At 72.8% G+C, this 25,590-nt stretch carries 26 protein-coding genes and 2 tRNA genes; 11 read left to right on the top strand and 17 right to left on the bottom strand.

What is annotated here, in order from left to right:
- Nucleotides 1-10 precede the first annotated feature (10 nt).
- The 3 genes from pyrH to rpsB all read right to left on the bottom strand — a co-directional run bounded on the left by pyrH (nt 11) and on the right by rpsB (nt 2,823).
- A complete protein-coding gene (gene pyrH / locus AYX06_RS16615; protein WP_232319339.1) occupies nt 11-784 on the bottom strand; it encodes a UMP kinase in 774 nt (257 codons plus the stop codon).
- Between the two features lie 229 nt (nt 785-1,013).
- A complete protein-coding gene (gene tsf, locus AYX06_RS16610) occupies nt 1,014-1,844 on the bottom strand; it encodes a translation elongation factor Ts (RefSeq protein WP_062736715.1) in 831 nt (276 codons plus the stop codon).
- A 106-nt stretch (nt 1,845-1,950) separates the two neighbouring features.
- The gene (gene rpsB / locus AYX06_RS16605; protein ID WP_062736714.1) at nt 1,951-2,823 is read right to left on the bottom strand and encodes a 30S ribosomal protein S2; all 873 of its coding nucleotides are present in this window, start codon (nt 2,821-2,823) and stop codon (nt 1,951-1,953) included.
- Nucleotides 2,824-3,264: 441 nt separating this feature from the next.
- Between rpsB and AYX06_RS16600 the strand changes: the two genes are divergently transcribed.
- Nucleotides 3,265-3,849, top strand: coding sequence for a murein hydrolase activator EnvC family protein (locus AYX06_RS16600; protein WP_084271691.1), 585 nt, complete (start codon nt 3,265-3,267; stop codon nt 3,847-3,849).
- Here AYX06_RS16600 and AYX06_RS16595 read toward each other — a convergent pair.
- From AYX06_RS16595 to AYX06_RS16575, 5 genes are all read right to left on the bottom strand, one after another.
- Nucleotides 3,807-4,073: a hypothetical protein gene (locus tag AYX06_RS16595; RefSeq protein ID WP_062736713.1), complete on the bottom strand. Its 267-nt coding sequence runs from the start codon at nt 4,071-4,073 to the stop codon at nt 3,807-3,809. The two genes, AYX06_RS16600 and AYX06_RS16595, sit on opposite strands and share 43 nt — an antisense overlap.
- 131 nt (nt 4,074-4,204) lie before the next feature.
- Nucleotides 4,205-4,278, bottom strand: a tRNA-Ile gene (locus AYX06_RS16590).
- 30 nt (nt 4,279-4,308) lie between these two features.
- Nucleotides 4,309-5,562, bottom strand: a complete 1,254-nt coding sequence (locus AYX06_RS16585; RefSeq protein WP_062736712.1) for a glycosyltransferase — start codon at nt 5,560-5,562, stop codon at nt 4,309-4,311.
- Nucleotides 5,563-5,609: 47 nt separating this feature from the next.
- Nucleotides 5,610-6,530, bottom strand: coding sequence for a DMT family transporter (locus AYX06_RS16580; protein WP_232319338.1), 921 nt, complete (start codon nt 6,528-6,530; stop codon nt 5,610-5,612).
- Between the two features lie 166 nt (nt 6,531-6,696).
- The gene (locus AYX06_RS16575; protein ID WP_062736711.1) at nt 6,697-7,542 is read right to left on the bottom strand and encodes a phage holin family protein; all 846 of its coding nucleotides are present in this window, start codon (nt 7,540-7,542) and stop codon (nt 6,697-6,699) included.
- A gap of 306 nt (nt 7,543-7,848) precedes the next feature.
- Here AYX06_RS16575 and AYX06_RS16570 point away from each other — a divergent pair, with 306 nt between their 5' ends.
- The 10 genes from AYX06_RS16570 to AYX06_RS16530 all read left to right on the top strand — a co-directional run bounded on the left by AYX06_RS16570 (nt 7,849) and on the right by AYX06_RS16530 (nt 15,319).
- Nucleotides 7,849-8,115, top strand: a complete 267-nt coding sequence (locus AYX06_RS16570; protein ID WP_062736710.1) for a hypothetical protein — start codon at nt 7,849-7,851, stop codon at nt 8,113-8,115.
- 104 nt (nt 8,116-8,219) lie between these two features.
- Nucleotides 8,220-8,960 (top strand): hypothetical protein, encoded by a 741-nt coding sequence (locus AYX06_RS16565; RefSeq protein WP_062736709.1) that lies wholly within the window; start codon nt 8,220-8,222, stop codon nt 8,958-8,960.
- Between the two features lie 298 nt (nt 8,961-9,258).
- Nucleotides 9,259-9,945: a hypothetical protein gene (locus AYX06_RS16560; protein ID WP_062736708.1), complete on the top strand. Its 687-nt coding sequence runs from the start codon at nt 9,259-9,261 to the stop codon at nt 9,943-9,945.
- A gap of 786 nt (nt 9,946-10,731) precedes the next feature.
- Nucleotides 10,732-11,244, top strand: a complete 513-nt coding sequence (locus AYX06_RS16555) for a cupin domain-containing protein (RefSeq protein ID WP_062736707.1) — start codon at nt 10,732-10,734, stop codon at nt 11,242-11,244.
- 87 nt (nt 11,245-11,331) lie between these two features.
- Nucleotides 11,332-11,667 carry a hypothetical protein gene (locus AYX06_RS16550; protein ID WP_062736706.1) on the top strand — a complete coding sequence of 112 codons (336 nt, stop codon included), beginning with the start codon at nt 11,332-11,334 and terminating at the stop codon, nt 11,665-11,667.
- Nucleotides 11,668-11,961: 294 nt separating this feature from the next.
- Nucleotides 11,962-12,741, top strand: a complete 780-nt coding sequence (locus AYX06_RS16545) for a hypothetical protein (protein ID WP_147017426.1) — start codon at nt 11,962-11,964, stop codon at nt 12,739-12,741.
- On the top strand, nt 12,738-12,887 hold the full coding sequence (locus AYX06_RS19955; protein WP_157093472.1) for a hypothetical protein: 150 nt from the start codon (nt 12,738-12,740) through the stop codon (nt 12,885-12,887). The genes AYX06_RS16545 and AYX06_RS19955 overlap by 4 nt, the downstream gene beginning before the upstream one ends.
- Nucleotides 12,884-13,453: a hypothetical protein gene (locus AYX06_RS16540; RefSeq protein WP_062736704.1), complete on the top strand. Its 570-nt coding sequence runs from the start codon at nt 12,884-12,886 to the stop codon at nt 13,451-13,453. Before AYX06_RS19955 ends, AYX06_RS16540 begins: the two co-directional genes overlap by 4 nt.
- Nucleotides 13,450-13,902, top strand: coding sequence for a helix-turn-helix domain-containing protein (locus tag AYX06_RS16535; RefSeq protein WP_062736703.1), 453 nt, complete (start codon nt 13,450-13,452; stop codon nt 13,900-13,902). The genes AYX06_RS16540 and AYX06_RS16535 overlap by 4 nt, the downstream gene beginning before the upstream one ends.
- Nucleotides 13,903-14,734: 832 nt before the next feature.
- A complete protein-coding gene (locus AYX06_RS16530) occupies nt 14,735-15,319 on the top strand; it encodes a cupin domain-containing protein (protein WP_186815611.1) in 585 nt (194 codons plus the stop codon).
- A 53-nt stretch (nt 15,320-15,372) separates the two neighbouring features.
- On the opposite strand, the gene AYX06_RS16525 is transcribed toward AYX06_RS16530, so the two are convergent.
- The 9 genes from AYX06_RS16525 to AYX06_RS16485 form a co-directional block, all read right to left on the bottom strand.
- Nucleotides 15,373-15,828 (bottom strand): ester cyclase, encoded by a 456-nt coding sequence (locus AYX06_RS16525; protein ID WP_062736701.1) that lies wholly within the window; start codon nt 15,826-15,828, stop codon nt 15,373-15,375.
- A gap of 197 nt (nt 15,829-16,025) precedes the next feature.
- A complete protein-coding gene (locus AYX06_RS16520; RefSeq protein ID WP_062736700.1) occupies nt 16,026-16,670 on the bottom strand; it encodes a hypothetical protein in 645 nt (214 codons plus the stop codon).
- A 294-nt stretch (nt 16,671-16,964) separates the two neighbouring features.
- Nucleotides 16,965-17,037: transfer RNA gene (locus tag AYX06_RS16515), tRNA-Asn, on the bottom strand.
- Between the two features lie 79 nt (nt 17,038-17,116).
- On the bottom strand, nt 17,117-18,994 hold the full coding sequence (dnaG, locus tag AYX06_RS16510; RefSeq protein ID WP_062736699.1) for a DNA primase: 1,878 nt from the start codon (nt 18,992-18,994) through the stop codon (nt 17,117-17,119).
- A gap of 98 nt (nt 18,995-19,092) precedes the next feature.
- Nucleotides 19,093-20,424, bottom strand: a complete 1,332-nt coding sequence (locus AYX06_RS16505) for an MFS transporter (RefSeq protein WP_062736698.1) — start codon at nt 20,422-20,424, stop codon at nt 19,093-19,095.
- A gap of 114 nt (nt 20,425-20,538) precedes the next feature.
- Nucleotides 20,539-21,870, bottom strand: a complete 1,332-nt coding sequence (locus AYX06_RS16500; RefSeq protein WP_062736697.1) for a deoxyguanosinetriphosphate triphosphohydrolase — start codon at nt 21,868-21,870, stop codon at nt 20,539-20,541.
- A 30-nt stretch (nt 21,871-21,900) separates the two neighbouring features.
- Complete coding sequence (dusB, locus tag AYX06_RS16495; protein WP_062736696.1) at nt 21,901-23,088, bottom strand: tRNA dihydrouridine synthase DusB; 1,188 nt, start codon at nt 23,086-23,088, stop codon at nt 21,901-21,903.
- An 83-nt stretch (nt 23,089-23,171) separates the two neighbouring features.
- Entirely contained in the window at nt 23,172-24,158 is a 987-nt protein-coding gene (locus tag AYX06_RS16490) for a GNAT family N-acetyltransferase (protein ID WP_062736695.1), read from the bottom strand.
- Nucleotides 24,158-25,540, bottom strand: coding sequence for a glycine--tRNA ligase (locus tag AYX06_RS16485; protein WP_062736694.1), 1,383 nt, complete (start codon nt 25,538-25,540; stop codon nt 24,158-24,160). The genes AYX06_RS16490 and AYX06_RS16485 overlap by 1 nt, the downstream gene beginning before the upstream one ends.
- Nucleotides 25,541-25,590: the final 50 nt, after the last annotated feature.

Here is a 25,590-nt window from a genome sequence, read left to right as displayed (position 1 = left end):
GGGGGCCGGATCAGGCGGTGACGAGGGTGCCGATCTGCTCCCCGAGGATCGCGCGGGTGACGTTGCCCTCGCCCTGCATGCCGAACACGCGCATCGTCACGTCGTTGTCGCGGCACAGGCTGAAGGCCGTCTGGTCCATCACGCGGATGTCGCGGGCCAGGGCCTCGTCGTAGGTCAGTGCGGACAGCCGCTGGGCGTCCGGGTTCGTGCGCGGGTCGGCCGTGTAGACGCCGTCGACCCCGTTCTTGGCCATCAGCACCTCGTCCGCGTGCACCTCGAGGGCGCGCTGGGCGGCGACGGTGTCGGTGGAGAAGTAGGGCAGCCCGGCCCCGGCGCCGAAGATCACGACGCGGTCCTTCTCCATGTGGCGGATGGCGCGCCGCGGGATGTACGCCTCGGCGACCTGCTCCATCTTGATCGCGGACTGCACCCGCGTGTCGACCCCGCACTGCTCGAGGAAGTCCTGCAGGGCCAGGCAGTTCATGACGGTGCCGAGCATCCCCATGTAGTCGGCGCGGGAGCGGTCCATGCCGGCCTGGGAGAGCTCGGCGCCGCGGAAGAAGTTGCCGCCGCCGACGACGATCGCGGTCTCCACCTGTCCGACCGTCGCGGCGATCTGCTCGGCGATGTCGCGGATCACGCGGGTGTCCACGCCGATGGAGCCGCCGCCGAAGACCTCGCCCGAGAGCTTCAGCAGGACCCGGCGCCGCGTGGGGGTGACCCGCGGGCCACGGCTCAGGCGCAGGGCCTCGTCCTGGATCTCGGACGCTGAAGTGGTGGGCATGGTTCCTCCCGGCGACGACGGTGCTGCTGGACGGGCACGGTCCCGCGAAGGTGGGGCGGAGCGGGTCCGGGCCTCCCTCAGCATACAGAACACCCGGCGCGCCCTCCGCCGGTGCCGGCGGTCTCCGGGGCATCGTCGCAGGTGGGAGCGAGTATGACGGAGGGAGGCGACCCTGCGGTGCAGGGTCGCCTCCCTCCGGCGGGGCGCCGTGGCGCCCGGACGGACCCGGTCAGGCGCCGACGCGGAAGCGGGCGAAGGCCGTGGCGGTCGCGCCAGCCTCCTCGAGCACCTTGCCGACGGTCTTCTTGGAGTCCTTGGCGAAGTCCTGGTCGAGCAGGACGACGTCCTTGTAGTAGCCCTTCAGGCGGCCGTTGATGATGTTCGGGATGATCTTCTCCGGCTTGCCCTCGGCGCGGGCGGTCTCCTCGGCCACGCGCTTCTCCGACTCGACGGTCGCGGCGGGCACGTCCTCCTCGGAGAGGAAGGTCGGGGACATCGCGGCGATGTGCACGGCCACGTCGTGGGCGACCTGGTCGGCCTGGGCGCCGGAGGCGGCCAGCAGCACGCCGACCTGGGCCGGGAGATCCTTGGAGGTCTTGTGCAGGTACACGGCCACGTTCTCCCCCTCGACCCGGGCGAGGCGGCGGACGACGACCTTCTCGCCGAGCAGCGCGCCGGTCTCGGTGACGAGCTCGGAGACGGCCTTGCCGTCGGCCTGGGCCTCCATGAGCTCCTCGAGGGAGCTCGCGTCGGCGGCGACGGCGGCCTCGAGGACCTTGTTGCCGAACTCGACGAACGGGGCGGACTTGGCCACGAAGTCGGTCTCGGAGTTGACCTCGACCAGGTAGCCCACGGTGCCCTCGACCCGCGCGGCCACGAGCCCCTCGGCCGTGGCGCGGCCCTCGCGCTTGGTGACGCCCTTCAGGCCCTTGACGCGGATGATCTCCTGGGCCTTCTGCAGGTCGCCGTCGGCCTCGTCGAGGGCCTTCTTGACGTCGAGCATGCCGGCGCCGGTGCGCTCCCGCAGGGCCTTGATCTCAGCGGCGGTGTAGTTCGCCATGTGAACTCCTCACGTAGTCGGTGGTGCCGGCCGGGGCGCGCGGGCGCCCCGGCCGGCGTCCGGTGGAGATGGTGCCCCACCGGGGAAAACGGACGATGAACGGAGACTACTCGGCGGCGGTCTCGGTCTCGGCGGGGGCGGCGGTCTCGGCGGGGGCGGCGGTCTCGGCCGGGGCCTCGGCGGAGACCTCCGGGGCGGCGGTCTGCTCGGCGGCGTGCTGCTCGAGCAGCTCGCGCTCCCACTCGGCCATCGGCTCGGCGGCCTGCTCGGCGCCACCGGACTTCTTGTTGTGGCGCTCCATGAGGCCCTCGGCCACGGCGTCGGCGATCACGCGGGTCAGCAGGTTGACGGAGCGGATCGCGTCGTCGTTGCCCGGGATCGGGAAGGCGACCTCGTCGGGGTCGCAGTTGGTGTCGAGGATCGCGACGACGGGGATGCCCAGCTTCTGGGCCTCGTCCACGGCCAGGTGCTCCTTCTTGGTGTCCACGATCCAGACCAGGGACGGGGCCTTGGTCAGGTTGCGGATGCCGCCGAGGGTGCGCTCCAGCTTCTCCTTCTCGCGGCGCAGGAGCAGCAGCTCCTTCTTGGTGTACTGCGAGCCGGCGACGTCGTCGAAGTCGATCTCCTCGAGCTCCTTCATGCGCTCGATGCGCTTGGAGACCGTGGTGAAGTTGGTGAGCATGCCGCCCAGCCAGCGGTGGTTCACGTAGGGCATCCCCACGCGGGTGGCCTGCTCGGCGATGGCCTCCTGCGCCTGCTTCTTCGTGCCGACGAACAGGATGGTGCCGCCGTGGGCCACGGTGGTCTTGACGGCCTCGTAGGCGCGGTCGATGAAGGACAGCGACTGCTGGAGGTCGATGATGTAGATGCCGTTGCGCTCGGTGAAGATGAAGCGCTTCATCTTCGGGTTCCAGCGGCGGGTCTGGTGGCCGAAGTGCACGCCGCTGTCGAGGAGCTGGCGCATGGTAACGACGGACATGTCGTCTCCTTGTTCTCGTGCGGGAGGGCGTGCGACGACGCCCGGCCCGCGGGTACGGTTATCGGCTGCGTCCGGCGGACGAGCCCCTGGCGCAGCGGTGAGCGGAACCGAGGCGGATCCGCTGCCGGGCCGCCGTGCCGCACCCCGCCGGGACGGGGAACGCGGACCGGGGCGGCCGGGCCGGGACAGGAGATCCCGGCGGCGCTGCGCGCGAAGTCAGCTGCTCGCCACCGCGCCGTCGGATCCGGCACGGAGCCGGATCCGGAGTGGTCACGAGGGCACGCCACGAGGAGCGCAGAGAGCACACTGCGGGGTCAACTGTACTACACGGGCCCCGTTGCCCCTGCACACCCACGGCCGCGGGCAGGGCTTCGCCCGGGGCCGTCCACAGGCGGCGGGGAGGGCCCGGCGGGCGGCGCCGTCGCGGCCGAGGGTGGGGGCATGAGACCCGTCCCGCCCCGCTCCCGCACGATCCGCCGGCCGCGCCTGCCGATCGCCGTGGTCCTGGCCCTCGTCGTCGTCCTGGCGGGGACACCGCTGCCGGCCTCCGGGGAGCGGGGCTGGGTCTGGCCGCTCGTGCCGCGGCCGGCGGTGGTGGGCGAGTGGGCCGCCCCGGCGCAGCGCTGGGGGCGGGGGCACCGCGGCGTGGACCTGGCCGCGGCCCCGGGCGCGACCGTGCGCTCCCCCGCCGACGGCACCGTGAGCTTCGTGGGGTTCGTGGTGGACCGCCCGGTGCTCACGGTGGACCACGGCGGCGGCCTGCGCTCGAGCTTCGAGCCCGTCGAGTCGGCCCTCGTGCGCGGGGACCGGGTCCGTCGCGGGCAGGCGGTGGGCGTGCTGCGCGGGCGCGACCACTGCGGGGCCGCGGCCTGCCTGCACTGGGGCGTGCGCCGGGGCGGGGACTACCTCAATCCGCTGCAGTTCGTCGGCGCCCTGGAGCCCTCGGTGCTGCTGCCCGTGCCCGAGCGGCCGCACGCGGCGGCTCAGCCGTCCTGGCCGCCCTCGTCCCTTGCACCCTCGTCCTGAGCATTCTCGTCCCGGGCGTCCTCGAGGCCCTGCTCGACCTCCTCGACGCCGTCCTCGGCGCCCTGCTGGACGTCCTCCGCGCCCTGCTCGACCTCCTGCTGGATCTCCTCGGCGCCCTGCTCGACGTCCTGCTGGATCTCCTCGGCGCCGAGGTCGCAGCCGGTCAGCGCGGCGAGCGCGAGCGCCGCCAGGGACAGGGGCCTCCACGGCCTGCGGCGGGTCATCCGGACATCTCCTCGGTCGGTGGTGCGTGCCTCGCAGCACCAGTGCACCACATCCGGCCGCGGCGCGCACCCGCCCGGGGACAGTGAGGCACCCCTCCCACCGGGCGAACGCGGTGACAGGGGTGCGGGAGTAGGGCCGGTGGGGCTTGAACCCACGACCGAAGGATTATGAGTCCTCTGCTCTGACCAGCTGAGCTACGGCCCCGCGCCGGGCGGGCCGGCGGCGCAGACCACGTTACCGCACCAGGGCGCCCAGCCGGGTCCGCAGTCGGCGCGGCCGCCCGCCGCGGTCGGGCCCGGGATCGGGCTGCTCGCCGCAGTAGATCCGCAGGAACGTCTCCAGGGTGCGCGGGAAGCTGTGCTGGGCCACCTTGCGGCGGCTCTCCCGTCCCATCCGGGCCCGCTCCTCGGCGGTCGCCCCGAGCACTAGGCCCAGCTTGTGCGCCAGGTCGCGGGCGTCCCCGGGGCGGAACAGCCAGCCGTTGACGCCGTCCTCGGCCAGGTGCGGCAGGGCCCGGGCGTCGGCCAGCACGACCGGGCGGGACGCCGACATCGCCTCCAGGGTCACCAGCGACTGCAGCTCGGCCGTGCCCGGCTGGCAGAAGACGTCGGCCCGCAGGTAGGCGGCGCGCAGCTCCTCGTCGGGGACGTAGCCGAGGAAGTGCACCCGGTCGCCGACCCCCAGGGCCAGCGCGAGCTTCTCGAGCGCGGCGCGCTGCTCCCCGTCCCCGGCCAGCTCCAGGTGGGCGCCGAGCTCGGCCGGGAGCAGGGACATGGCCTCGATGAGGACGTCCACGTTCTTCTCCACCGCGAGACGGCCGGTGAACAGGACGGTCGGGTGCGGGCCGTGGTCCGCGTGCTCCCCGGCGTGGGCCTCGTAGTCGGAGATCCGGATCCCGTTCGACACGGCGAGCACGGTGTCCGGGAAGCCGTTGCTGACCATGGTCTGCACGGCCAGCGGCGTGGGGGCGGTCACCACGTCGCACCGGCCGAAGACCCGCACCATGTCCCGCCAGGAGACCTTGCGGTAGAGGTCGAGGAACCACTGCGGGAACGGCAGGAAGGGATCCAGGTTCTCCGGGACGAAGTGGTTGGTGCCCACCGTCCGGATGCCCCGCCGCCGGGCCTCGCGCACGAGCAGCCGGCCGAGGATGTAGTGGCACTGCACGTGCACGACGTCGGGGTCCACCTCGTCGAACACCCGGCGGATCTCCCCGGCCACCTGCCACGGGAAGCAGAGCCGGAAGTACGGGTGGGTGAAGGCGCGGTGGGAGCGCAGCCGGTGCTCGACGACGCCGTCGTCCTCGGCGCGCGCGGACGGCCCGCGGCCGGTCCGGGCGCAGACCACGTGCACCCGGTGTCCCCGCTCGTGCAGGCCCCGGGCGAGCCGGTGCCCGAACTGCGCGGCCCCGTTGACGTCCGGTGGATACGTCTCGGCGCCCAGCAGCACGGTCAGGGGGCGGTCGGTGGTCGTGGTCTCGGCGCTCAAGCGTGGCTTCCCGGTCGATGGTCGGCTGGTCGGTCAGGTCCTGCGGGTCACGGCCCCGGCCGGCTCGGTGCGTGCCGGTCCCGGTGCGCGAGCTCTGCACGGCGTGCGAGCACCTCCGGGTGGTGCTGCGAGAGCACGGCGACCCCGACTATAGCAACGCCTCCCGCCAGCGTCATGAGCACGCCGGTCAGCACGGAGAAGCCGGGGCCGGCCTCGCCGAGCACCAGCAGCCCCAGGAGGACGCCCACCATCGGGTCGATCACGGTGAGACCGGCGATGACCAGGTCCGGGGGCCCGGAGGCGAACGCGGTCTGCAGGAACCACCCGCCCAGGGCGGCGGCCACCGCGGCGGCGCCGATCGCGAGCCAGTTGACGTCGTCCAGCGGGCCCCCGGCGCTGCCCTGGATCCGGGTGATGGTCAGCCGGACCAGCACCGCCACGAATCCGTAGAGGATGCCGGCGGCCACCACGTAGAACGTCCCGCCGAGGCCGTGGCGGAACAGTGCCGCGGCGACGCCGAGGACGCAGACGAGGACCACGAGCATGACGACCACGGTGCGCTCCGCCCACGCCGAGATCCCGTGGGCCGGATCCGTCGCCGCGACCGCGCAGGTCACGAAGACCGCACCGCCGGCGGTGCACAGTCCGATGGCCGCCCAGGTCCGCCGGTTGATCCGCAGCCGCCGGTGGCGGGCGTGCAGCAAGGTGGTGATCACCAGGGCCACGACGCCGATGGGCTGGACCACCGTCACGGTGGCGAGGCCGAGGGCCGCCACGTTGAGCGCCGTGCCGAGCCCGAGCAGGCCCAGCCCCAGGAGCCAGCGGTGGTTGCCCAGCAGCGTCATCAGGGCCCGCGGGGTCAGGCGGCCGTGCGTGCGGTCCGCCACGGCGCTGCCCTGCTTCTGCGTGCCGACGGCCAGGCACAGGGCCGAGAGCAGCGCGAGGGCCACGGCCAACCACTGGCTCACCACATCCACCGACCTGTGCTCACGCCCGGAATTCTAGCGAGGCGCTCGCGAGGCCGTCCGCGTGGGGCGTGGCCGCCGGGTGAACGCACGGCGAAGGCCCGGAAGCCGGTGGCTTCCGGGCCTTCGGCCGGTGTGCGCGCCCACGGGATGGCCGTGGGCGCCGTGGTCACCGGAACAGCCTGCGCAGGAAGACGAGGAACGCGCTGCCCGCCACGGCCAGGACCGTGAGCGGCTGCCAGCGCTCCCCCAGCCCGGACTGTCCCGCGCCGGAGCGGGTCCCGCCGCCCTGGGCCAGGAGGCTCTTGACGTCCTTGGGCGTGGTCCGGACCGTGCGGCTCGTGCGGTCCACGAAGCCCTTGGTCGTGGACTGGATGGTCTCGGCGCGGCCCTGGACGTCGTCACGCAGCGTCTTGAGGTGCTCGCGGCGCAGCTTCAGCCGGTGCCGCAGCTGCTCCTCGGTCGGCGCCGGGGGCTTCTGGCGGGCCGGGTCCTGGGCCGCCTCGCGCTGCTCCTGCTCCTTGCGCTCGCGGGCCAGCTGCTCCTCGCGCTGGACGCGGCTCTCGGTGTAGGCGGAGCCCTCCTTGACCACGCCGAGGTCGTACTTGAGCCCGAAGATCGCCTTGCGCGGGACGAGCGGCATGGCCTTCTTGATCGTGGCCACCCCGATCAGCGCCGCGACCACCAGGACGATCAGGAACAGCACGCCCAGCAGCAGTGCCGCCAGCCACGCCGGCATCACCTGCGACAGGCCGGCGATGGCGGCGCCGACGAGCGCGATGGTGGCCAGCAGCAGGAAGACCAGTCCGACGACGACGAAGGCCGCGCCCTTCCCGAGCGTCTTGGCCTTCTCCGTGAGCTCGATCTTCGCGAGCTGCGCCTCGTCCTTGAGCTGCTTGGGCAGCAGTCGGCCGAAGACCTTGACGACATCCAGGATCGACGCCGTCCCCGGGTCGGTGCGCTCCGCCCCCGCTCCCGAGGTGCCGCCCGTGCTGGGGCCTACCGAATGACTCATGCCCGCCTCCGTTGATGATGAGAAAAAGTACGTGGACTGAGCACCAAGCTACCATCGGGCCGACCGCCGGCGGGCGCGCACGGGGTCGGCAGGCCGCCGGGTGCCGGGCCCGGGCGAGGGGCCCGACCGGTCTCCCGGCCCACCGGGGCCGAACAGCGCGGAGGCGGCTCCGCAGCGCGCCCGTCCGCCGAGGAGCCCACAGCGGCGTCCTCGCGCTGTCCCGCAAAGAGCGGGCATTACAGGAGCGGTCCCATGCGGCTGAATAGGAGGTGCGCAGCCTCGTGCTCTCCCGGAAGGAATCCCGCCATGACCGTCATCACCCGCACGGCCCGTCCCACCGCGACCCCGGTGCGCGACGACGTCCTCCGCTCCCTGTCCGCCCGGGGCATCGCCGTCTCCAGCGCCGACGTGCTCTCCGAGGGCCGGGAGTGGTCCGTGGTGGTCTCCGGCCGTCCGGCCGCCCTGACCGAGACGGAGGTCCGGATCGCCGTGTGGAACACCGTGCTCAACCACACGGCCGTCCACGGGCTGCCCGAGCCGGTCGACGGGGTCCGGATCCGCCTCGACGGCTGACACGGACGGCTGACACGGAGGCGGGGCGTCCTCCGTCGCTGCCGGGCGAGCGCGCCCTACAGTGTGCAGTACGTCCCCCGCCCCCGCCCCCGCAGGAGTCCTCCGTGCGCAAGAAGGCCCCCCTCGTCGCCCTGGTCCTCACCACCGGCCTCGCCCTGACCGCCTGCTCCGACGACGCCGAGGACCCGGGGAACGGAGCGACGTCCTCCAGCACCCCGGCCGCGTCGCCGTCCGCATCCGCCACGGCGCCCGGGGCCTCGAAGACCCCGGAGGCACCCGAGACCTCCGAGGCACCGGAGCCCACGGAGGATCCGGCCGCCCCGGCCCCCGGGCCGGAGCCGACCCAGGCCGGCTCCGCGAACAACCCGCCGGCGGCCGATCCGCTGGCGGCGTTCACGGGCACGGACGCCGGCGCCCGGTTCGCCGGCGCGCTCACCGGCATCGACATCATGGGCGGGACCGGCGACGGGCCCACGGTGCACCGGCTGAGCACGAACCTCTACGACCCCGGCGTGGCCGTGGCGCTCTGTGACAGCTACCGCACGGAGATGGGCACCGGCCGCCAGCAGGTCGACGTCGTCGACGCCCTCGGCCAGTACCTCGCCACCAACAGCGCCGATCCGGCCGCCTGCGCCGCCGCGCCCGGCGCGAACCCCGGCCCCGGGGCGATCCCGGACCAGGACTTCAGCTACGACGAGGCCTACGCCGCCTGGCAGTCCGGGATGCCCTACTACGACGCCTTCTGCCTCAACTACACCCCCGTCACCGCCGCGGGGGTCTCCCAGTGCGAGGGCATCGAGGCCGGCACCGTCGACGCGATCACGGGCGAGTACATCGGCGGCTGAGCGGCCGGTCCTGCACCGGTCGCCTGCCGGGCCCGCCGCGCTGCAGCCCTCGTCCTGCCCGCGCCCGTCACCGTGCGTCGCCACCCGTCCCGGGAACGCGGCACGCGCGACCGCCAGGTTGCTGCCACAAGTGCACTCGGGACAGTGGATTCCGCCGAGCCCCCATGTCGCCGACCGCCTCCTGCTCATGGTCACCTGCTGATTCGGCACACCGGTATCAGCCTGGGGCGTGTCCTGCACGGGTGCTCCCCGGCGGGAGCGGAGCATGGGACGAACGCACCCACGTCCAGGAGAACCCATGTCCCAGCCCCTGACCGTCACCGCCGACGAGGTCCGTGCCGATCCCGGACGACTGGCCGTCCTCGTGCCGGCGGCCGACCAGATCCGCTTCCTCGCAGACCCGGACGCCTTCGTCAGCGGGTTCACCCCCTCGGACGAGTTCCCGGACCATAGCCAGATCTCCGCAGCGGTGCGCAACACGGCGGCGATGGACGGCGGCGAGGTGGCCCTGGTGCTACTGGCCCGGTGGTTGCGCGACGTGATGCCGGCCTCGGTGGAGCTGCTGGCCGGGGCCGGACTGTGCGCCCTCGTGCCGGTCTCCCCCGGAGGGCAGGAGTACCGGCAGGCCGTCGGCATCCTCGAGGTCCGCATCGGCACGGCCGTCGCCCTGAGGATCCGCCAACCCGACTCCTACGGCGATCCCACAGCTCACCTGCTCGTGGACCCCGGCATGGAGAGCACCTGGGCGTGGATGGGCCCGCACCCCACCGACGACGGTGCGGAGGTGACCGGGCGCGTCATGGACGTCTCGGAGCTGATCCTCCACGACGCCGTCATGCGCAGCGGTCTGCGCGCCACGGCGCTCGCCCTGCTGCGCACCGCCGCCGCGCAGGCGACCACCCCGGGGCCACGAGAGGACCACGACCCGGCGATGGCCGTCTATTCGCGGTGGATGGTCGGCGTGCTGGACCAGTACGAGGACTGACCGCGGCCCCGATCGACAGCGGTTCAGCATGAGGCCCGGCTCAGCTCCACGACGACGTACTCCTACGCCGACGGCATGAGGGCGGACACCGCCAGACCCGCCGCCCCCGAGCCTGCCGCTGCACGTCGCCACGCCCTGGCACCCATGTCTGCCTCCGTCGGCCTCCAACCGCGCGAACCGCATGGTCACCGACCTGCGGCCTCTGCAGTGAGAGGAGATGAGGATCGTGCATCCGCGTTGCCGATACGGGCAACGGTCGCGACGCAACCCTCATCCGCGGGGCTCATCGGCCGCACGCACGAGCCGGCGGAGCGGCCCTCGTCGTCGACGGTGACCCCTGTCAGCCGGCCGGTGTGCGTGGCATCGAGCCCGTCGATCGGCGGTCCCGTCGAGGACCGCGGGGCGGTGATCGCGGCCGTCGCGACGGGCTTCTCGCAAATCTCGTGCGGCTCCTCGGTGATCGGTGCCCCAGGCCCCCCGGCAGACCGACGCGCAGCTCGTCAACGTTCATCTTCAGCTCGTGTTCGGGGTCGCCGGCACACGGCGTCCCCGCCCCACGGGACGCCCAATGTCGTTCCGGACCCTCCGCGGACGACGCCACGCCCGCCATGGCCGGGCATCTGGTGCCGGTGGGCAGTCGCGGCACAGGTTGAGGCATGATCACCGTGCTGTGGGCCGCGCTGCGGGCCGTATGTCCTCCCGGCCGTCATTCGACCGTGCGCAGGTCCCGTGCCCTCACCTCGGCGTAGCGTGGTGGCCGGCACAGACGCACGAACGGCGATCGCCATGCGGCCGACCCAGGCGGAGATCGACGAGCTGCTGGCCACGTGCACCACCCACCGGAACACGTTCCTGGGCGACGCGGTCACCTTCCTGCGCACCAGTGCGGGGACCAGCGGGGAGTGCACTCTCGTCCACCTCGTGGCGGAGCCCGGGGCCGGCGTGCCCCGGCGCCACCCTCTGCACTCCGCCGAGCACTTCGAGGTCCTGGAGGGTGGTGCACTGACCGTCGAGATCGCCAGGAAACCCCACGCCGTGCTGCCCGGGGAGGACGCCACGGCGCCGGTGGACGCCGTGCATCTATGGGCGAACCAGGGCTCGTCCACGGTGGAGGAGCTGGCGCTTCGGGTCCGCGCCCGGCATCCGCAAGCCACCCGGCTGCCGTTCATCGGCGACGACGTCGATGACAGCCGCTACCCGGCCGAGATCACGGACCACTCCGATCGGCCGCTGGACACAGGTGGGCCGCCGCCGGACGACCGGACCGCGACCCAGATGCCCGGCAACCTGCGCACCTGACCTGGCCACCCGGCCCGCAGAGGAGCGCGACCGGGGTCCGATGACCTTCGCCGTGGAACTCGGCGCGCTGCGCACGGAGGGAGCCCGATGAGCCCCGGGCGGAACCCGCAGTCCCGGTCGGAGACCCCGGTGCGCAAGGAGGCTGCGATGTCGGCGCTGTGGGTGCTGGGGCTGCATTTCACCCTCATCTGCTACTTCATGTTCCAGCTGGAGTACGTGGGACTGTTCGGTACCCGGCGAGGCCCCATGGACCCCTTCTACACCGCCTTCACGGTGATCGGGATGATCGCCGGCGTCGTGCTGCCGTCGGTGGTGTCCTACCTGGTGCTGGGGTCGTGGCGGATGGTGTCCGTGGCCGCCTTGCTCGGCGGTGTCATCTGCTCGGTCTCCGTGCCGCTGCTGCTGCGTTACGCGGGGCTGTGAGCCCTGAGGGTCGATTCCCGGAGGCGCCCGGAAGGTGCCGGGGTGCGGCACACCGAGAACGTGATGTCCTACATGCGCACCGTCTCCGGAGCGGGTGCCGTCGCCTGTCGTGACCGCTGGCTCCAACCCTGTCGTCGGGCATCCGTGGACTGCTACGGTTCCGAACAGCAGGCACAGGACGAAGACGTCGCCCACCGCCTCCGACTCCACGAGGAGCAACCACGATGTCCACCGCGCACGACTCGTTCCCGCCCTCCGGACCACAGCGCCGGCCGATCCACATGAGCGTGAGCGTTGCCGATGGATGAGCGGCGGATGCTCAACAAGGGCGGCGCGGTGTACGTCGGCGCTCGGGCGGTGGTCATCCCGGCCCGCAGCGGATCCAGCGGCGAGCCCACCACCCGCCGTGTCGTCGTCTCCTCCGACCGGAGAAGCTTCACTCTCGACGACGGCCAGGTCTACCACCGGCTCTCCGGGGCACTGTGGTCCAAGCGCTACTCCCTGGACATCGGCACCCTTCTGGTCCGTCAGGCCTACACCGAGGGTGCCGGCCTGTTCGACAGCCTCTGGCGCTCGGCCACCGACCCGGCGCCTCGCACCGTGGCCGAGATCGCGTACGACCAGGATCGCGTCATCACCGAAGCGCTGCGCGCCCACCACCGGATCCCGCCGTGGTCCAGGGCGGATTTCTACTACGACGTGGCCCGGTCCAGGGAAGCGCTGGCCGAGCTGAGCGAGGACTTCGCCAAGATCCCCGACGAGAAGTTCTGGTCCGTGGTGGAGCGCCACCGCCGCACCCCCGAAGAGATCTCCGGGCTCAATCAGCCGGTCGGGCCGGACTGCCTCACCACCGAGCACGGCACCTGTGACCGGTGCCGGCCCGTGCACGTGTGGGCCTGGGTCGCCGAACGGCGCTGGACCCACCACGGCGGGGACCCAGCGGAGGTCTACGACGTCGCGGCTCTCCTCGCGGCGCTGGAGCGTCTTGACCCCGCGCACCAGCACACCCCCGGAGCAGTCCTCTCCGGGATCCTCGACGAGCATCACGATCACGACCGAAGGGCCTCCCGATGATAGAGCGCACCACCGGCAACGACCGCGTCGCCTATGTCTCCCGTGCCATCACGGCCCACCGCGATGCAGCGGTCTCAGCCTCGGGACATCTTCTGGACGACGACGTGGAGAAGCACCACCACCACGGGGAGGGACAGAGCGCGTGAGCAGCCCCGTCTGGCAGAATCCCGTGATGCTCACCGCCGCGGCCGGCCCCCAGGGCACGCAGGTCCGAGCCGTCTTCGAGAAGGCCTCCGCCATCGGTCTGCATGAGTCCCTGGCGCTGCGGAAGGCGACCGACCTGCACCAGAAGTTCGTCACCGACAACGCCCCCGAGCAGGTCGACTACGGGGAGCTCGGCCTCGCCGCCATGACGCTGGCCGTCAACGCCGCGGCCGCCGCCGGGCGCCAGGACGCCCTGGACCAGCTCCTCGGGTCGTGGCGGAGCCTGTCGCAGGCGATCGCCACCGACCTGTTCCTGCAGATGTACCGGCGCTCCCGTCCCGACTCCCCGCCCCCGTCCGGGGCAGCCCTGGAGCGCGCCGCCTCGGCTGCCGCCAGCAGCTTCGAGCTGCCGGTGGGTCACGCCCTGGTCGCCCTGGCCGCCCGGGACCTGATCGACGACGACGGCTTCCCGCAGGACGCCTACGACTTCCTCACCACCCCGTGGAGCTGGGCCGTCGGCGCCGCCCACCCCGACGACGACACCGGGCAGACGGTGGAGGGCTCGTGAGCGAGGCCCTGGCCGCCTGGGCACAGTCCCGCCGGCAGTCATTCCCTGCGGGGCGGGTTCCGGCCGACGGGCGGATGACGCCGATCGAGCTGAAGGTCGTGCGCGAGGCGCTGGGCCTGTCGCGGGAACAGCTCGCCGCCGCTCTGGACGTCGGCCTGCGCTCGGTCGACGACTGGGAGTCCGACCGCCGGCCCATCCCCGAGGGCGTCCGCGACGACGTCGAGCGGATCGAGGCGTACACCGCCGAGGTCGCCGACCAGCTGGCCGCCCACCTGCTCGAGCACGCCGGCGGCACCCCGGTGCTCGAGGTCTACGACCGGGACGCCGACATGCCGGCCCTCGACCTGCCCGGCGCACCGCTGCCGCCCACCGCCCGGTGGTGGCGGGCGGTCGCCCACCGGGTGGCCGAGGACGTGCCGGGGCTGCGGATCGTCGAGGCGCCGAAGTAGCCCAGGGCACCGGCGCCGCTGAACCCATGCGTGTGCACAGAAGTGGGGCTGCCGGGGCGCCGGCGGACTCTCTGGGCTGATCCCTGTCGGCGAGCCGCTGCGAGCGGCCCGACAGCGCGAGACCACGTCGGGGGGACGTGGTCTCGCCACCCGCAACACCCCTTGAGGCGCGCGCCGCCCCTGGCGGTCCTGCTTCCCAGCCGGGGCCGCCACGGAGCCATGTGTTGACCGGATCTCCAGTCTCCGGTCATCAGGAAGCCGCCGGCAGCCAGGAACAACGCGGCCGCCACGGCGAGCAGGGCCGCGGCGATCCGACGGTCCCGGCCCTTGGGCACCGTGCCTTTGCCCTGCGCCAGGCCGCGAGCCAGGTAGGCCAGCCCGACGGTCAGGAATCCGAGGGCGAACAGGTTGAGCCCTACCGCGGTCCGCATCGGGTGCCTCCCTTCTGCTGCCGTTCCAGCCGAGGAGGATGCCCCGCAGCGTGCAGGCCACCGAGGCGGCCACCAGCACGAGCGCGATCCGCCGGTCCCGGCTCTTCCGGTCCTTGCCGCGAGTGTCCATCAACCGGCGCACGACGAACAAGACCGCGGCCGGCAGCCGCAGCAGCGCGGACCCGATGTGCCGCTTGTGGGCGGGCTCCCCGAGGCTGAGCGCCTCAAACCCCTGTGCACCTGTCTCCGCCGCGCCTCCTGTCCTGTCCGAGCCGCTGCTCCGACCGACCTGCGCTCCGGTCTTGCGCACGGGCACAGCGCGTTCACAATCCACCGCCTGCCCGCTCGGCGAGCGCTGCCCGGAGGGCCCGAAATTAGACTGGTGACCGGGGGCGATGGTCATGAACTGGACCGATGAGCAGATCACGCAGATGCGCACCGGGCGGCCGGTGTACCGCAACGACGCCGCCGGGACGTCCCTGACCTGGTTGCGCCGAGGCGAGGACACCGGCGGGGAGTACGGGCTGATCTACGGGGAGTACGACCCCGGCACCGGGGTGTTCCCGCACTTCCACAGGGACTATGTGGAGACCTTTCGCGTGCTCGGAGGACGCGGGGCAGGCAAGATCGCCGGCCGCGCCGTCCAGTTGGGCGCCGGAGAGGAAGCCGTGGTGCCGCGGCTGGCGGTGCACGAGTTCCGCGCCTCCGGCGACCGGCCCGTGCGCTTCCTCGTCGAGGTCCGGCCCGCCCATCCGGGGTTCGAGAAGTGGGTGGTCACGCTGCAGCGCATGGCAGCGGCCGGCCTGACCACCCCGGACGGGCGGCCGAAGAACGTCCACCACGCCGCCCTGGTCCTGGTGGAGTCCGATGTGAACCTTCCCGGCCTCGGCCGGGTGTTGATGCCGGTGTTCCGGCTGCTGGCGGCCCGGGCCCGGCGCAGGGGCATCGCCGAGCAGCTGGAGAAGCACTACTACCGGCAGGACTGAGTCTCGCGGATCGGCTTCCACGACGGAGCCCGGGGCGTTCGTCGCACAGGGAGTCAGACGAGGCCGAGCTGCTGGGCCATGGACATCATGTCGAGGTATCTGTGCTCCACCTCGGTCGTTCCGCTCTCGTCGCGCCGGTTGAACACCGCCATGGGCACGGACACCCGGCGGCCGGTGGGCGGGACCGCCCCGGACGGTGTCATCAGCGGGCCGGTGTGGGTGCCCACGAACAGCAGCCGCATCGCTGCTGTGGGGCCGTCGACCGCCACCTCCTCGAGCTCGAGGGTCATGTCCGGCATCGCGGTGATCCACTGCTCGGTGTCCTGCTGGATGGCTGCTCGGCCACGCACGGGGTCCGGGGAGGCTGCGGTGTAGACGATCGCGTCCTGGCTGTAGGTGGCCGCGAATCCGGCGGCGTCGTGGGCGTTGAGGGCCGCGATGGTGTGCTCGACCTGTTCCCGACGGTCCCCGCCGGCGGCGGGATCGGGCCGATGACGTGAGTCCCTCATGGTCCACGCTCATCGAGCTGGCCGGCGGCATCGTGTCCTCGTGGGCGACCGTGAGCTGGTGGGCGGCGACGTCGAGACGGGGAACGCCTCGGCGACGCGGGCCGGGTTGCCGGTGAGCGACATGGTGGGGACGCCGTCGCGGCACGGGACGTGATGGCGCACCGCGGGTGTGCGCAGCCGCGCGAGACCGTGCCCGTTCACTCCACCGGGCTCAGCACCACCGTCTCGTTCCCGATCTGCACCTTCCCGCCGGTCACCGGCACCGGCACGGACACCGCCTGGTGGACGAAGATCTGCTGAGCAGCGTCGGTGCCCGGGGCGTACTTCTCGGCCAGCTCCGCGGCCCGCGCCCAGAGGACCTCCGCCTCCTCGGTGGTGATCATCTCCTCCGTCCACGCCATCTCCGCTCCGTCGCCCCACTGAGCGGGCGCGGCGTCGGCGATGGCTCCGTCCTCACCTTCCTCGCCGGCCACCGGCTCCAGCCACAGGTCCAGGCCGTCGAGCTCCGGGGTGCCGGCATCGGCCAGGGAGCACGGTCTCTGGCACTGCATCACGACGTAGGACTGGTTGCCTGTCGCTCCGGTGTCGTCGAAGTAGCTCTTCAGGTCCCCCGGCACGGGTGCGTCCAGGTAGGCCGTGACGAGGCGGCCGTCCGCGGTGCGGGCACGCAGCACCTGGCCGGCTTCCCTCTCGGCGTCGGAGGCGGTCGGGGAGGCAACGGGCGCCGGTTGGTCCGGTGAGGAGGTGGGCCGGGGCGGGTCGGATGCGGGCGGGGCCTCCGGCTCACCGCATCCGGTGAGGGCGAGCAGCGCGGCGGCGGCCAGGGCGCGACGGGGTCTCATGCGGCTCATTGTCGTCGAAGGGGATGGACCATCAGGCGCCCGGCCGGGTCGTGTCCTGCGCACCGGGGGATGATCACGCGACGAGCGCGTGCGCCCGTGGATGCAGCTCCTCGTCCCACCCTGGGCTCCGCGCCGCGAAGCTGCCTCGGTGCGCATCCCGTGCTCACGTCACGGAAGCAGGCAGGAGACCAGTCACCGGAAACAGGTGTCCCTCCGTGTCCGCGGCGAGTGGCCGCCGGTGGGCACGAGAGAGGCCCCCACCGGCGTTTCCGTCGGTGAGGGCCTTCTGCGCTGCTCCCCCGACTGGACTCGAACCAGTAACCCTTCGATTAACAGTCGAATGCTCTGCCAATTGAGCTACGGGGGACCGTGCACGCACGCGTGCAACGAGCCACTACTGTACCGTCCCGGGCAGGGTTCGACAAATTGCGCGCGCGGCGCGCCGCTCAGTCCTGGCGCAGGCTGCGCCGCTGCATCTCCAGCTCCAGCAGCTCCCGTTGCAGCTGCTGGTAGCGCTCCCGCTGCCCGGCCGGGTCCGTGCGCTGCAGCTCGGCGAGCCGGTCGGACTTGCGCCGGTTGATCTGCAGCTCGAAGAGCCGGTTGAGGATGTCCGCCGTGTAGCGCTCCAGCTGCTGCTGGGTGGTGGCCGGCAGCGGGGTCACGGCGAGCTCGGCGAGGAAGCCGTGCAGCGGCTCGGGCAGGTGCCCGCGCACGGCGTCCACCCACACCTGACCGCCGGGCACCCCGGCGCCGTCGCCGAGCAGGCCGGCGCGGGCGGCGAGCACGGCGTCGTGCACGGCGCCGTGCACCGGGTAGCGGAAGACGCTGAGGCCGAACTCCTCCCAGTGCCGCTCCAGCATCAGGTCCGGGCACTGGATCACGGTCTCGAGCGCCTCGCGCTCCATCCGGGCCACCGGCTCGCGCGGATCGGGCAGCTCGACCGCGGGCGGCCCGGAGGATTCGGGCTCCGGCCGCGGCGGCTCCGCCCGCCCCTCCCGGGGGGCGCGGCCGGCGGCGTCGACGGCGCGCTGGACCTCGGCGGGGTCCAGACCCAGCCAGCCCGCGAGCTGGCGGGCGTAGGCGGGGCGCAGGGAGCGGTCCCGGATCCGCGCCACGATGGGCGCGCACGCCCGCATGGCCCGGATCCGGCCCTCGATGGTGTCGAGGTCGTAGTTCTTCAGCGTGGCCCGGATGGCGAACTCGAACAGGGGCCGGCGGTTCTCCACCAGCTCGGCCACGGCGGCGTCGCCGCGGGCCAGCCGCAGGTCGCACGGGTCCATCCCGTGGGGCTCGACCGCCACGTAGGTCTGGGCCACGAACTTCTGGTCCTCCTCGAACGCGCGCAGGGCGGCCTTCTGCCCGGCGGCGTCGCCGTCGAAGGTGAAGACCACCTCGCCGCCGCCGCCGTCGTCGGAGAGGAAACGGCGGACGATCTTGATGTGCTCGGGCCCGAAGGCGGTCCCGCACGTGGCCACGGCCGTGGTCACCCCGGCCAGGTGGCAGGCCATGACGTCCGTGTAGCCCTCGACGACGACGAGCCGGCGCTGCCGGGCGATCTCCCGCTTGGCGAGGTCGATCCCGTAGAGCACCTGGGACTTCTTATAGAGCGCCGTCTCGGGGGTGTTGAGGTACTTGGGGCCGGGGTCGTCGTCGAAGAGCTTGCGGGCGCCGAAGCCGATGACCTCGCCGGCGACCGCGCGGATCGGCCACACCAGCCGCCCGCGGAAGCGGTCGTAGAGCCCCCGGTTGCCCTCCGAGAACATCCCGGTGAGCTTGAGCTCCTGGTCGGTGAAGCCGCGCTCGCGCAGGTGCTTGAGCAGGTGGTCCCAGCCGCGCGGGGCGTAGCCCACCCCGTAGCGCTTGGCCGCCTCGCCGTCGAAGCCCCGCTCCCCCAGGAACTGCTGGGCGGGCGCGGCCTGGCGCGTGTAGAGGTGGCGCTGGAAGAACTCGGCCGCGACCTTGTGCGCGTCCAGCAGCCGCTGGCGGCGCCCGACCTCCTCCTTCTTCGGCCCCGAGCCCTGCTCGTAGTGCAGCTCGTAGCCCAGGCGGGCGGCGAGCTTCTCCACCGTCTCCGCGAACGTGGTGTGGTCGATGTTCATCAGGAACGCGATGACGTCCCCGGACTCGTCGCAGCCGAAGCAGTGGTAGGTCCCCATCTGCGGCCGGACGTGGAAGGACGGCGAGCGCTCGTCGTGGAAGGGGCACAGGCCCTTCCAGGAGCCGATGCCGGCGCTCTTGAGGGTGACGTAGCCGTCGACGATCTCCTTGATGTCGGTGCGCGCGCGCACCTCGTCGATGTCCTCGCGTCTGATCAGTCCTGCCACGGGAACAGTCTAGGCGCGCCGCCCGACGCGCCCGGCCGGACCCCGGCGGCGGTGCAGTGCCGCGGGGCCCGGCCGGTGCCGCCCGGGAGCGGCGGGGCTCAGCGGGCGGTCTCGCGCAGCTCCTGGCGGGTCCTCGTGCCGGCCAGGGCCAGCCCGCCCAGCCCGCCCACCGCGGCGAAGGCGAAGAAGCCCCAGGGGTAGGCCAGGCCCGCGGTGAGCAGGGTGCCGCCGATGATGGGCCCGGAGATCGCCCCGAGCCGCCCCACGCCGGCGGACATGCCCAGGGCCGTGGCGCGCACCCGCGGCGGGTGGTTGGCCGCGGTGAAGGCGTAGACGAGCACCTGGGAGGAGAAGACGAAGAAGCCGGTGACGAGGACCAGGGCGTAGATCCCGAGCAAGGGCAGCCTGATCGCCAGCGCCGCGAGCAGCGCCGCCGAGCCGAGGAACCAGACGATGCCCGCCACCCGCGGGGTGATCCGGTCGGCCACCCGCCCGGCGACCGCCAGGCCGAGGATGGCGCCCACGTTGAGGATGAGCAGGAAACCGAGGGAGTTGCCGAGGTCGTACTCGGCGGCGCGCATGATCTGCGGGAGCCAGGTGTTGAGCCCGTAGACCAGCAGCAGGCCCATGAAGGAGGCCACCCAGATCGCCACGGAGTTGCGGCGCCAGCCCGGGGCCAGCAGCATCCGTGCGCCGACCTTCTCGGCCTGCTCCTCGGCGGCGGAGCGGTGGGCGATGTCCAGGCCGTAGTGCTCGGCCACCGCGCGGGCCTCGGCCGCGCGGCCCTGCGACGCGAGCCAGGACGGGGACTCGGGCAGGAAGACGACCATCAGCGGCACGAGGACGAACGCCGGGAGGGCGCCCAGCACGAACATCTCCTGCCAGCCGAACTGGCGGACCACGGCGATGGCGACCGCCGCGGTGAGCACGGCGCCCACGTGGTAGCCGGTCATCACCAGGGTGGTGGCGTTGGAGCCCCGCCCGCGGCGGGCGAACTCCGTGACCATCGCGATGGCGGTGGGCAGGCAGCCGCCCAGGCCTAGCCCCGCGAGGAAGCGCAGCAGGCCGAAGACCAGCACGTTCGGGGAGAAGGCCGCGGCGAAGGTCAGCAGGGAGAACAGGACCACGGCGCCGATGAGCATCTTGCGGCGGCCGAGCAGGTCGGTGAGGTAGCCCATCGCGAGGGCGCCGATCATCATGCCCAGGAGCCCGGCGGTGGCCACGGCCGTGCCCTGGGCGGTGGTCAGGCCCAGGGCGCCGCCCTCGAGCATGGACGGCAGCACGGCGCCCAGGACCACGGCGTCGAAGCCGTCGAGCAGCACCGCCGTCCAGCACAGCGGCGCCACCCAGGCGCGGGAGCGGAGCACGGGCGTGGGCCGCCCGGCGGTGGTGGACGCCGCGCGCGCGGCGGACCCGGGAGAGGAGCTCATGGCGTTCAGACCCTTTTGTGAGGAGGAGCACAGCTCCGACGATTCTAGGAAGCGCCCGCCGGGGAGACCCAGCTCACATCCGTTGAACGGGATCCGCGGTGTTCGCCGCCGGGCTCACCAGAGCGGCTTGTCCCCCACCCGCCAGTGCGTGCCGCGGATCCGGTCGTGGAGGGCCACGGCGGAGAGGTCGGTGAGGGAGGCGATCTGGTCCACGACGAGGCGCAGCCGGGCCGTCTCCGTCCCCGGGCCCTCGCCGATCTCGTGCCAGTCGGCGGCGAAGGCGTGCGAGAGGTAGCGGCCGTCCGAGTCCATGAGCGCGCCCACGAGGATGGAGAGCACCTCCTGCTGGTTGTCGTAGATCGGCTGGGCGTCGCGCACCGTGATGACGTAGGTGGTGGCGATGCCCTTGAGCACCGCGATCTCCACCGCCGTGTCCTGCGGGACGACGAGCTGGGCGTCGTAGCGGGTCAGCGGGTCCTCGCCGTAGATGTCCCGGGTGGCGCCCACCGCGGACATCGCGAAGCGCCCGATGAGCTGGCTCGTCATGTTCTTGAGCCGGGCGAGGTGCTTGCGGGAGCCGTCCATCTCCCGCACCCACAGGGAGGACTCCTCCAGACGGGTGAGGGCCGCGTCGAGGGCGGCGGGGGCGGCCCCGGGCAGGTACCACCGCCGGGTCATCTCGAGCACCTTGTCCCGCTGGGTCGTGTCGGCCAGCCAGCCCAGCTGCACGTACCCGGAGGCGATCGCGTCCTCGACGTCGTGCACCGAGTACGAGATGTCGTCGGAGAGGTCCATGACCTGGGCCTCGAGGCACTTCGTGCGCGCGGGCGCGCCCTCCCGCAGCCACTCGAACACCGGCAGGTCGTCGGTGTACACGCCGAACTTCGGGGAGCGGGTCCCGTCCGGGCGCAGCGGCGCCTCGTGCGCCTGCCACGGGTACTTGCAGGCGGCGTCCAGCACGGCGCGGGTGAGGTTCAGCCCGGCGGGCGCCCCGGCGTCGTCGAGCACCTTCGGCTCGAGCCGGGTGAGCAGGCGCAGGGTCTGCGCGTTGCCCTCGAAGCCGCCGATGTGCTGGGTCAGCCGGTGCAGGGCCGACTCCCCGTTGTGCCCGAAGGGCGGGTGGCCGAGGTCGTGGGAGAGGCAGGCGGCGTCGACGACGTCGGGGTCGCAGCCGAGCATCCGGCCCAGCTCCCGGCCGATCTGGGCGACCTCCAGGGAGTGGGTCAGGCGGTTGCGCACGAAGTCGTCGGTGTCCGGGGAGACGACCTGGGTCTTGGACGCCAGGCGCCGCAGCCCCGAGGAGTGCAGGATCCGGGCGCGGTCCCGCTCGAAGTCGGAGCGGTACTTGTTGTGGTGGTCCTCCGCCACCCAGCGCGCCACGTCGCGGGCCTCGTAGCCCGGGGCCGGGGAACCGGTGCGGTCGATCTCGATGGACGTGTGGGGCATGCCCGGTCCTCTCTGGTCGGGGAGGGCGGCTCAGCCGCCGGAGACGTCGAGCTCCGCCGCGACCAGGCCCAGCCGCTCGGCGTCGCCCAGTTCGCGGGAGTCCAGCCAGCCCTGCGGCAGGTGCGGCCGCTTGGGCGAGCCGGCCCGTCCGCGCGGACCCTCCACCGCCGGACCCGGGTAGCCGACGGTGAGGTCGAGCTCGGCCAGCAGCTCGCGCAGGGTGGCGAGGTCGGGCACCTGGGCCATCCGCGCGCGCAGCTCCCCGCCCACCGGGTAGCCCTTGAAGTACCAGGCGACGTGCTTGCGGATGTCGCGCAGCCCCTTGGCCTCGTCGCCGAACATCTCGACGAGCAGCTCCGCGTGCCGGTAGATCGTGCGGGCGACCTCGGCGACCCCGGGCCGGAAGCGGTCGGGGTGGCCCTCGAAGGCGGCCTGCAGGTCCCCGAACAGCCAGGGCCGGCCCTGGCAGCCGCGGCCGATGACCACGCCGTCCACACCGGTCTGCTCGACCATGCGCACGGCGTCCTCGGCGCTCCAGATGTCCCCGTTGCCGAGCACGGGCACGTCGGGCAGGGCCTCGCGCAGCTCGGCGATGGCGTTCCAGTCCGCGGTCCCGGAGTAGTGCTGCTCGAGGGTGCGCCCGTGCAGGGACACGGCCGCGACGCCGAGGTCGCGGGCGATCCGGCCGGCCTCGAGGTGGGTGAGGTGGGCGTCGTCGATGCCCTTGCGCATCTTGACGGTCACGGGGACGCCGCCGCGGGAGGCCTCCTCCACGGCGGTGCGCACGATCGCGGTGAACAGGTCGGTCTTCCAGGGCAGGGCCGACCCGCCCCCGCGCTTGGTGACCTTGGGCACGGGGCAGCCGAAGTTGAGGTCGACGTGGTCGGCCCGGTCCTCCTCCACGACCATGCGCACGGCCCGGCCCACGTGAACGGCGTCCACCCCGTAGATCTGGATGGAGCGAGGGGTCTCGTCCGGGTCGTGGTCGATGATCCGCATGGACTCGGGCCGGCGCTCCACGAGGGCGCGGGCGGTGACCATCTCGGTGACGTAGAGCCCGCCGCCGTACTCCCGGCACACCCGGCGGAACGCCTTGTTGGTCACCCCGGCCATGGGGGCCAGCACCACGGGCACGTCGATCGTGAGGCCGCCCAGCTGCAGCGGCGGCAGGTCGAGCCGGGCGGGCCCGGGCAGGGTGTCGGTCGGTCGCGTATCCATCACCGGGGAATTCTCTCACGGACGGCCGACGGACCGGGCCCCGGGACCGGATGGTCCCGGGGCCCGGCCCGTGCCACGGGCGCTCAGGCGGCGGGCGGCTCCGCGAGGACCACGGTGGTCTCCACGACCGTGGCCGCGCCGGCGGCGAGCAGGTTCTCGACGACGGCGGTCAGCGGCGCCATGGACCCGTCCACCTGGAACTGCACCGGATGCTGGTGGGCCAGCAGCGCCAGCAGCCGCTCCAGCGCCGGTCCCGCCGCGGCGTCCCCCGGGGCCCAGCCGAGCACCACGTGCGCCGGGGCGTCCTCGGCCGTCCGTCCCGCGGCCGGGCCCGGGTCGCCGCCGGGGGCGGCGTCCAGCTCGACCGGGCGGTAGCTGACGGCGAAGGCCGAGATCCGCCCCCGCTCCCCCGCCGCCACGCCGTTGCGCAGCACCACGGCCCCGTACGCGTGCGCGGCGTCGGAGAGGAACAGCTGGTTGACCCGCCCGATCGGCAGCTCGGCCGGCTCGTCCCAGGCGTGCACGGAGCGGTAGAACTCCCACAGCGCCCGGGTGAGCTCCACGGAGCCGGTGGCCAGGTCCTCCACGGCCTGGGCCGGCGTGCCGTCGGGGTGCTCGCGCAGCGGCTGCAGCGGCAGCGCCCCGGCGCCGACGCGCACCACCGTGGAGACCTGGACGGGCTCCAGGCCGGCCGCGCGGGCGAACCGCTCCCCCGCCGAGCCGGGCTCGGCCTTGGTGCGCAGCGCCCGCACGCCCGAGGGCGAGCCCGCGGCCTCGGCGCGCAACCGCCCCAGCAGGGCCCGGCCGATCCCCTCGCCACGGCGGTCGGGGGCGACCTCGACGTAGACCCACAGCCGCAGGGGGTGCAGCGCCGACTCGTAGACGGTTCCGGCGGCCACCGGCACCCCGGCGTCCTCCGCGACCACGGTCCGCGACCACGGGGCGTCGGCGTCGGGGCGCAGCACGGCGCGGAACGCGGCGGCCTGCGGGGTCTCCGGGTCCGGCCACACCTCCAGCAGCCGCAGGTCGTCGCCGTCGCGCCAGGGGCGCAGGGTGAGCGCGGCGCTCATCAGCGGACGAGCTTCCCGGCCAGGTAGGACTTCACCTGGTCGAGGGCCACGCGCTCCTGGGTCATCGCGTCCCGCTCGCGGATGGTCACGGCCTGGTCCTCGAGGGTGTCGAAGTCCACGGTGATGCAGAACGGGGTGCCGATCTCGTCCTGGCGGCGGTAGCGGCGCCCGATCGCCCCGGAGTCGTCGAAGTCGATGTTCCAGTTCCGGCGCAGCTCGGCGGCCAGGTCCCGGGCCTTCGGCGAGAGGTCCTCGTTGCGGGACAGCGGCAGGACCGCGGCCTTGACCGGGGCCAGCCGCGGGTCCAGCTTCAGCACGGTGCGCTTGTCCACCCCGCCCTTGGCGTTGGGCGCCTCGTCCTCGGTGTAGGCGTCCACCAGGAAGGCCATCATCGAGCGGGTCAGCCCGAACGAGGGCTCGATCACGTAGGGCACGTAGCGCTCGTTGGTCTGCTGGTCGAAGTAGCTGAGGTCCGCGTTGGAGTGCTGGTTGTGCACGCCGAGGTCGTAGTCGGTGCGGTTGGCCACGCCCATGAGCTCGCCCCACGGGTTGCCCTGGAAGCCGAACCGGTACTCGATGTCGATCGTCCCGGCGGAGTAGTGCGCGCGGTCGTCCTCGGGGACGTCGTAGCGGCGCATGTGGTCGGGGTCGATGCCGAGGTCGGTGAACCAGTTCCAGCACGCCTCCACCCACTCGTCGAACCAGTGCCCGGCCTCCGAGGGGTGGGTGAAGTACTCGATCTCCATCTGCTCGAACTCGCGGGTGCGGAAGATGAAGTTGCCCGGGGTGATCTCGTTGCGGAAGGCCTTGCCGATCTGGCCGATGCCGAACGGGGGCTTCTTGCGCGAGGCGGTGACCACGTTGTTGAAGTTCACGAAGATGCCCTGGGCGGTCTCGGGCCGGAGGTAGTGCAGGCCCTCCTCGTTGTCGACCGGGCCGAGGAAGGTCTTCAGCAGGCCGGAGAACTGCTGGGGCTCGGTCCACTGGCCCTTGGTGCCGCAGTTGGGGCAGGGGATCTCGGCCATCCCGTTCTCCGGGGCGCGCCCCTTCTTCTCCTCGAACGCCTCGATCAGGTGGTCCTGGCGGGCGCGCCGGTGGCAGGAGGTGCACTCCACCAGCGGGTCCGTGAAGGTCGCCACGTGCCCGGAGGCCTCCCAGACGGCCTTCGGGAGGATGATCGAGGAGTCGAGGCCCACCATGTCCTCGCGCCCGCGCACGAAGGTCTGCCACCACTCGCGCTTGATGTTCTCCTTGAGCTCGGCGCCGAGGGGCCCGTAGTCCCAGGCGGAGCGGGAGCCGCCGTAGATCTCACCCGCCTGGAACACGAAACCGCGGCGCTTGGCCAGCGAGATGACGTTGTCCAACGTGGACTTGGGGGCCATGGGGATCACTCCAGGTTCTCGCCCGACCGCCGGCTGCGGACGCGCGTGGT

It is taken from the genome of Kocuria turfanensis (genome assembly GCF_001580365.1).
GTDB classification, from domain to species: domain Bacteria; phylum Actinomycetota; class Actinomycetes; order Actinomycetales; family Micrococcaceae; genus Kocuria; species Kocuria turfanensis.
This window is presented reverse-complemented; position numbering and strand designations above follow the sequence as displayed.

What these genes read in the sequence shown, in the direction of transcription:
- pyrH (WP_232319339.1), bottom strand. Translation starts at nt 784, where the DNA reads ATGCCCACCACTTCAGCGTCCGAGATCCAGGACGAGGCCCTGCGCCTG.
- tsf (WP_062736715.1), bottom strand. Translation starts at nt 1,844, where the DNA reads ATGGCGAACTACACCGCCGCTGAGATCAAGGCCCTGCGGGAGCGCACC.
- rpsB (WP_062736714.1), bottom strand. Translation starts at nt 2,823, where the DNA reads ATGTCCGTCGTTACCATGCGCCAGCTCCTCGACAGCGGCGTGCACTTC.
- AYX06_RS16600 (WP_084271691.1), top strand. Translation starts at nt 3,265, where the DNA reads ATGAGACCCGTCCCGCCCCGCTCCCGCACGATCCGCCGGCCGCGCCTG.
- AYX06_RS16595 (WP_062736713.1), bottom strand. Translation starts at nt 4,073, where the DNA reads ATGACCCGCCGCAGGCCGTGGAGGCCCCTGTCCCTGGCGGCGCTCGCG.
- AYX06_RS16575 (WP_062736711.1), bottom strand. Translation starts at nt 7,542, where the DNA reads ATGAGTCATTCGGTAGGCCCCAGCACGGGCGGCACCTCGGGAGCGGGG.
- AYX06_RS16570 (WP_062736710.1), top strand. Translation starts at nt 7,849, where the DNA reads ATGACCGTCATCACCCGCACGGCCCGTCCCACCGCGACCCCGGTGCGC.
- AYX06_RS16560 (WP_062736708.1), top strand. Translation starts at nt 9,259, where the DNA reads ATGTCCCAGCCCCTGACCGTCACCGCCGACGAGGTCCGTGCCGATCCC.
- AYX06_RS16555 (WP_062736707.1), top strand. Translation starts at nt 10,732, where the DNA reads ATGCGGCCGACCCAGGCGGAGATCGACGAGCTGCTGGCCACGTGCACC.
- AYX06_RS16550 (WP_062736706.1), top strand. Translation starts at nt 11,332, where the DNA reads ATGAGCCCCGGGCGGAACCCGCAGTCCCGGTCGGAGACCCCGGTGCGC.
- AYX06_RS19955 (WP_157093472.1), top strand. Translation starts at nt 12,738, where the DNA reads ATGATAGAGCGCACCACCGGCAACGACCGCGTCGCCTATGTCTCCCGT.
- AYX06_RS16530 (WP_186815611.1), top strand. Translation starts at nt 14,735, where the DNA reads ATGAACTGGACCGATGAGCAGATCACGCAGATGCGCACCGGGCGGCCG.
- AYX06_RS16525 (WP_062736701.1), bottom strand. Translation starts at nt 15,828, where the DNA reads ATGAGGGACTCACGTCATCGGCCCGATCCCGCCGCCGGCGGGGACCGT.
- AYX06_RS16520 (WP_062736700.1), bottom strand. Translation starts at nt 16,670, where the DNA reads ATGAGACCCCGTCGCGCCCTGGCCGCCGCCGCGCTGCTCGCCCTCACC.
- AYX06_RS16505 (WP_062736698.1), bottom strand. Translation starts at nt 20,424, where the DNA reads ATGAGCTCCTCTCCCGGGTCCGCCGCGCGCGCGGCGTCCACCACCGCC.
- AYX06_RS16500 (WP_062736697.1), bottom strand. Translation starts at nt 21,870, where the DNA reads ATGCCCCACACGTCCATCGAGATCGACCGCACCGGTTCCCCGGCCCCG.
- dusB (WP_062736696.1), bottom strand. Translation starts at nt 23,088, where the DNA reads ATGGATACGCGACCGACCGACACCCTGCCCGGGCCCGCCCGGCTCGAC.
- AYX06_RS16490 (WP_062736695.1), bottom strand. Translation starts at nt 24,158, where the DNA reads ATGAGCGCCGCGCTCACCCTGCGCCCCTGGCGCGACGGCGACGACCTG.
- AYX06_RS16485 (WP_062736694.1), bottom strand. Translation starts at nt 25,540, where the DNA reads ATGGCCCCCAAGTCCACGTTGGACAACGTCATCTCGCTGGCCAAGCGC.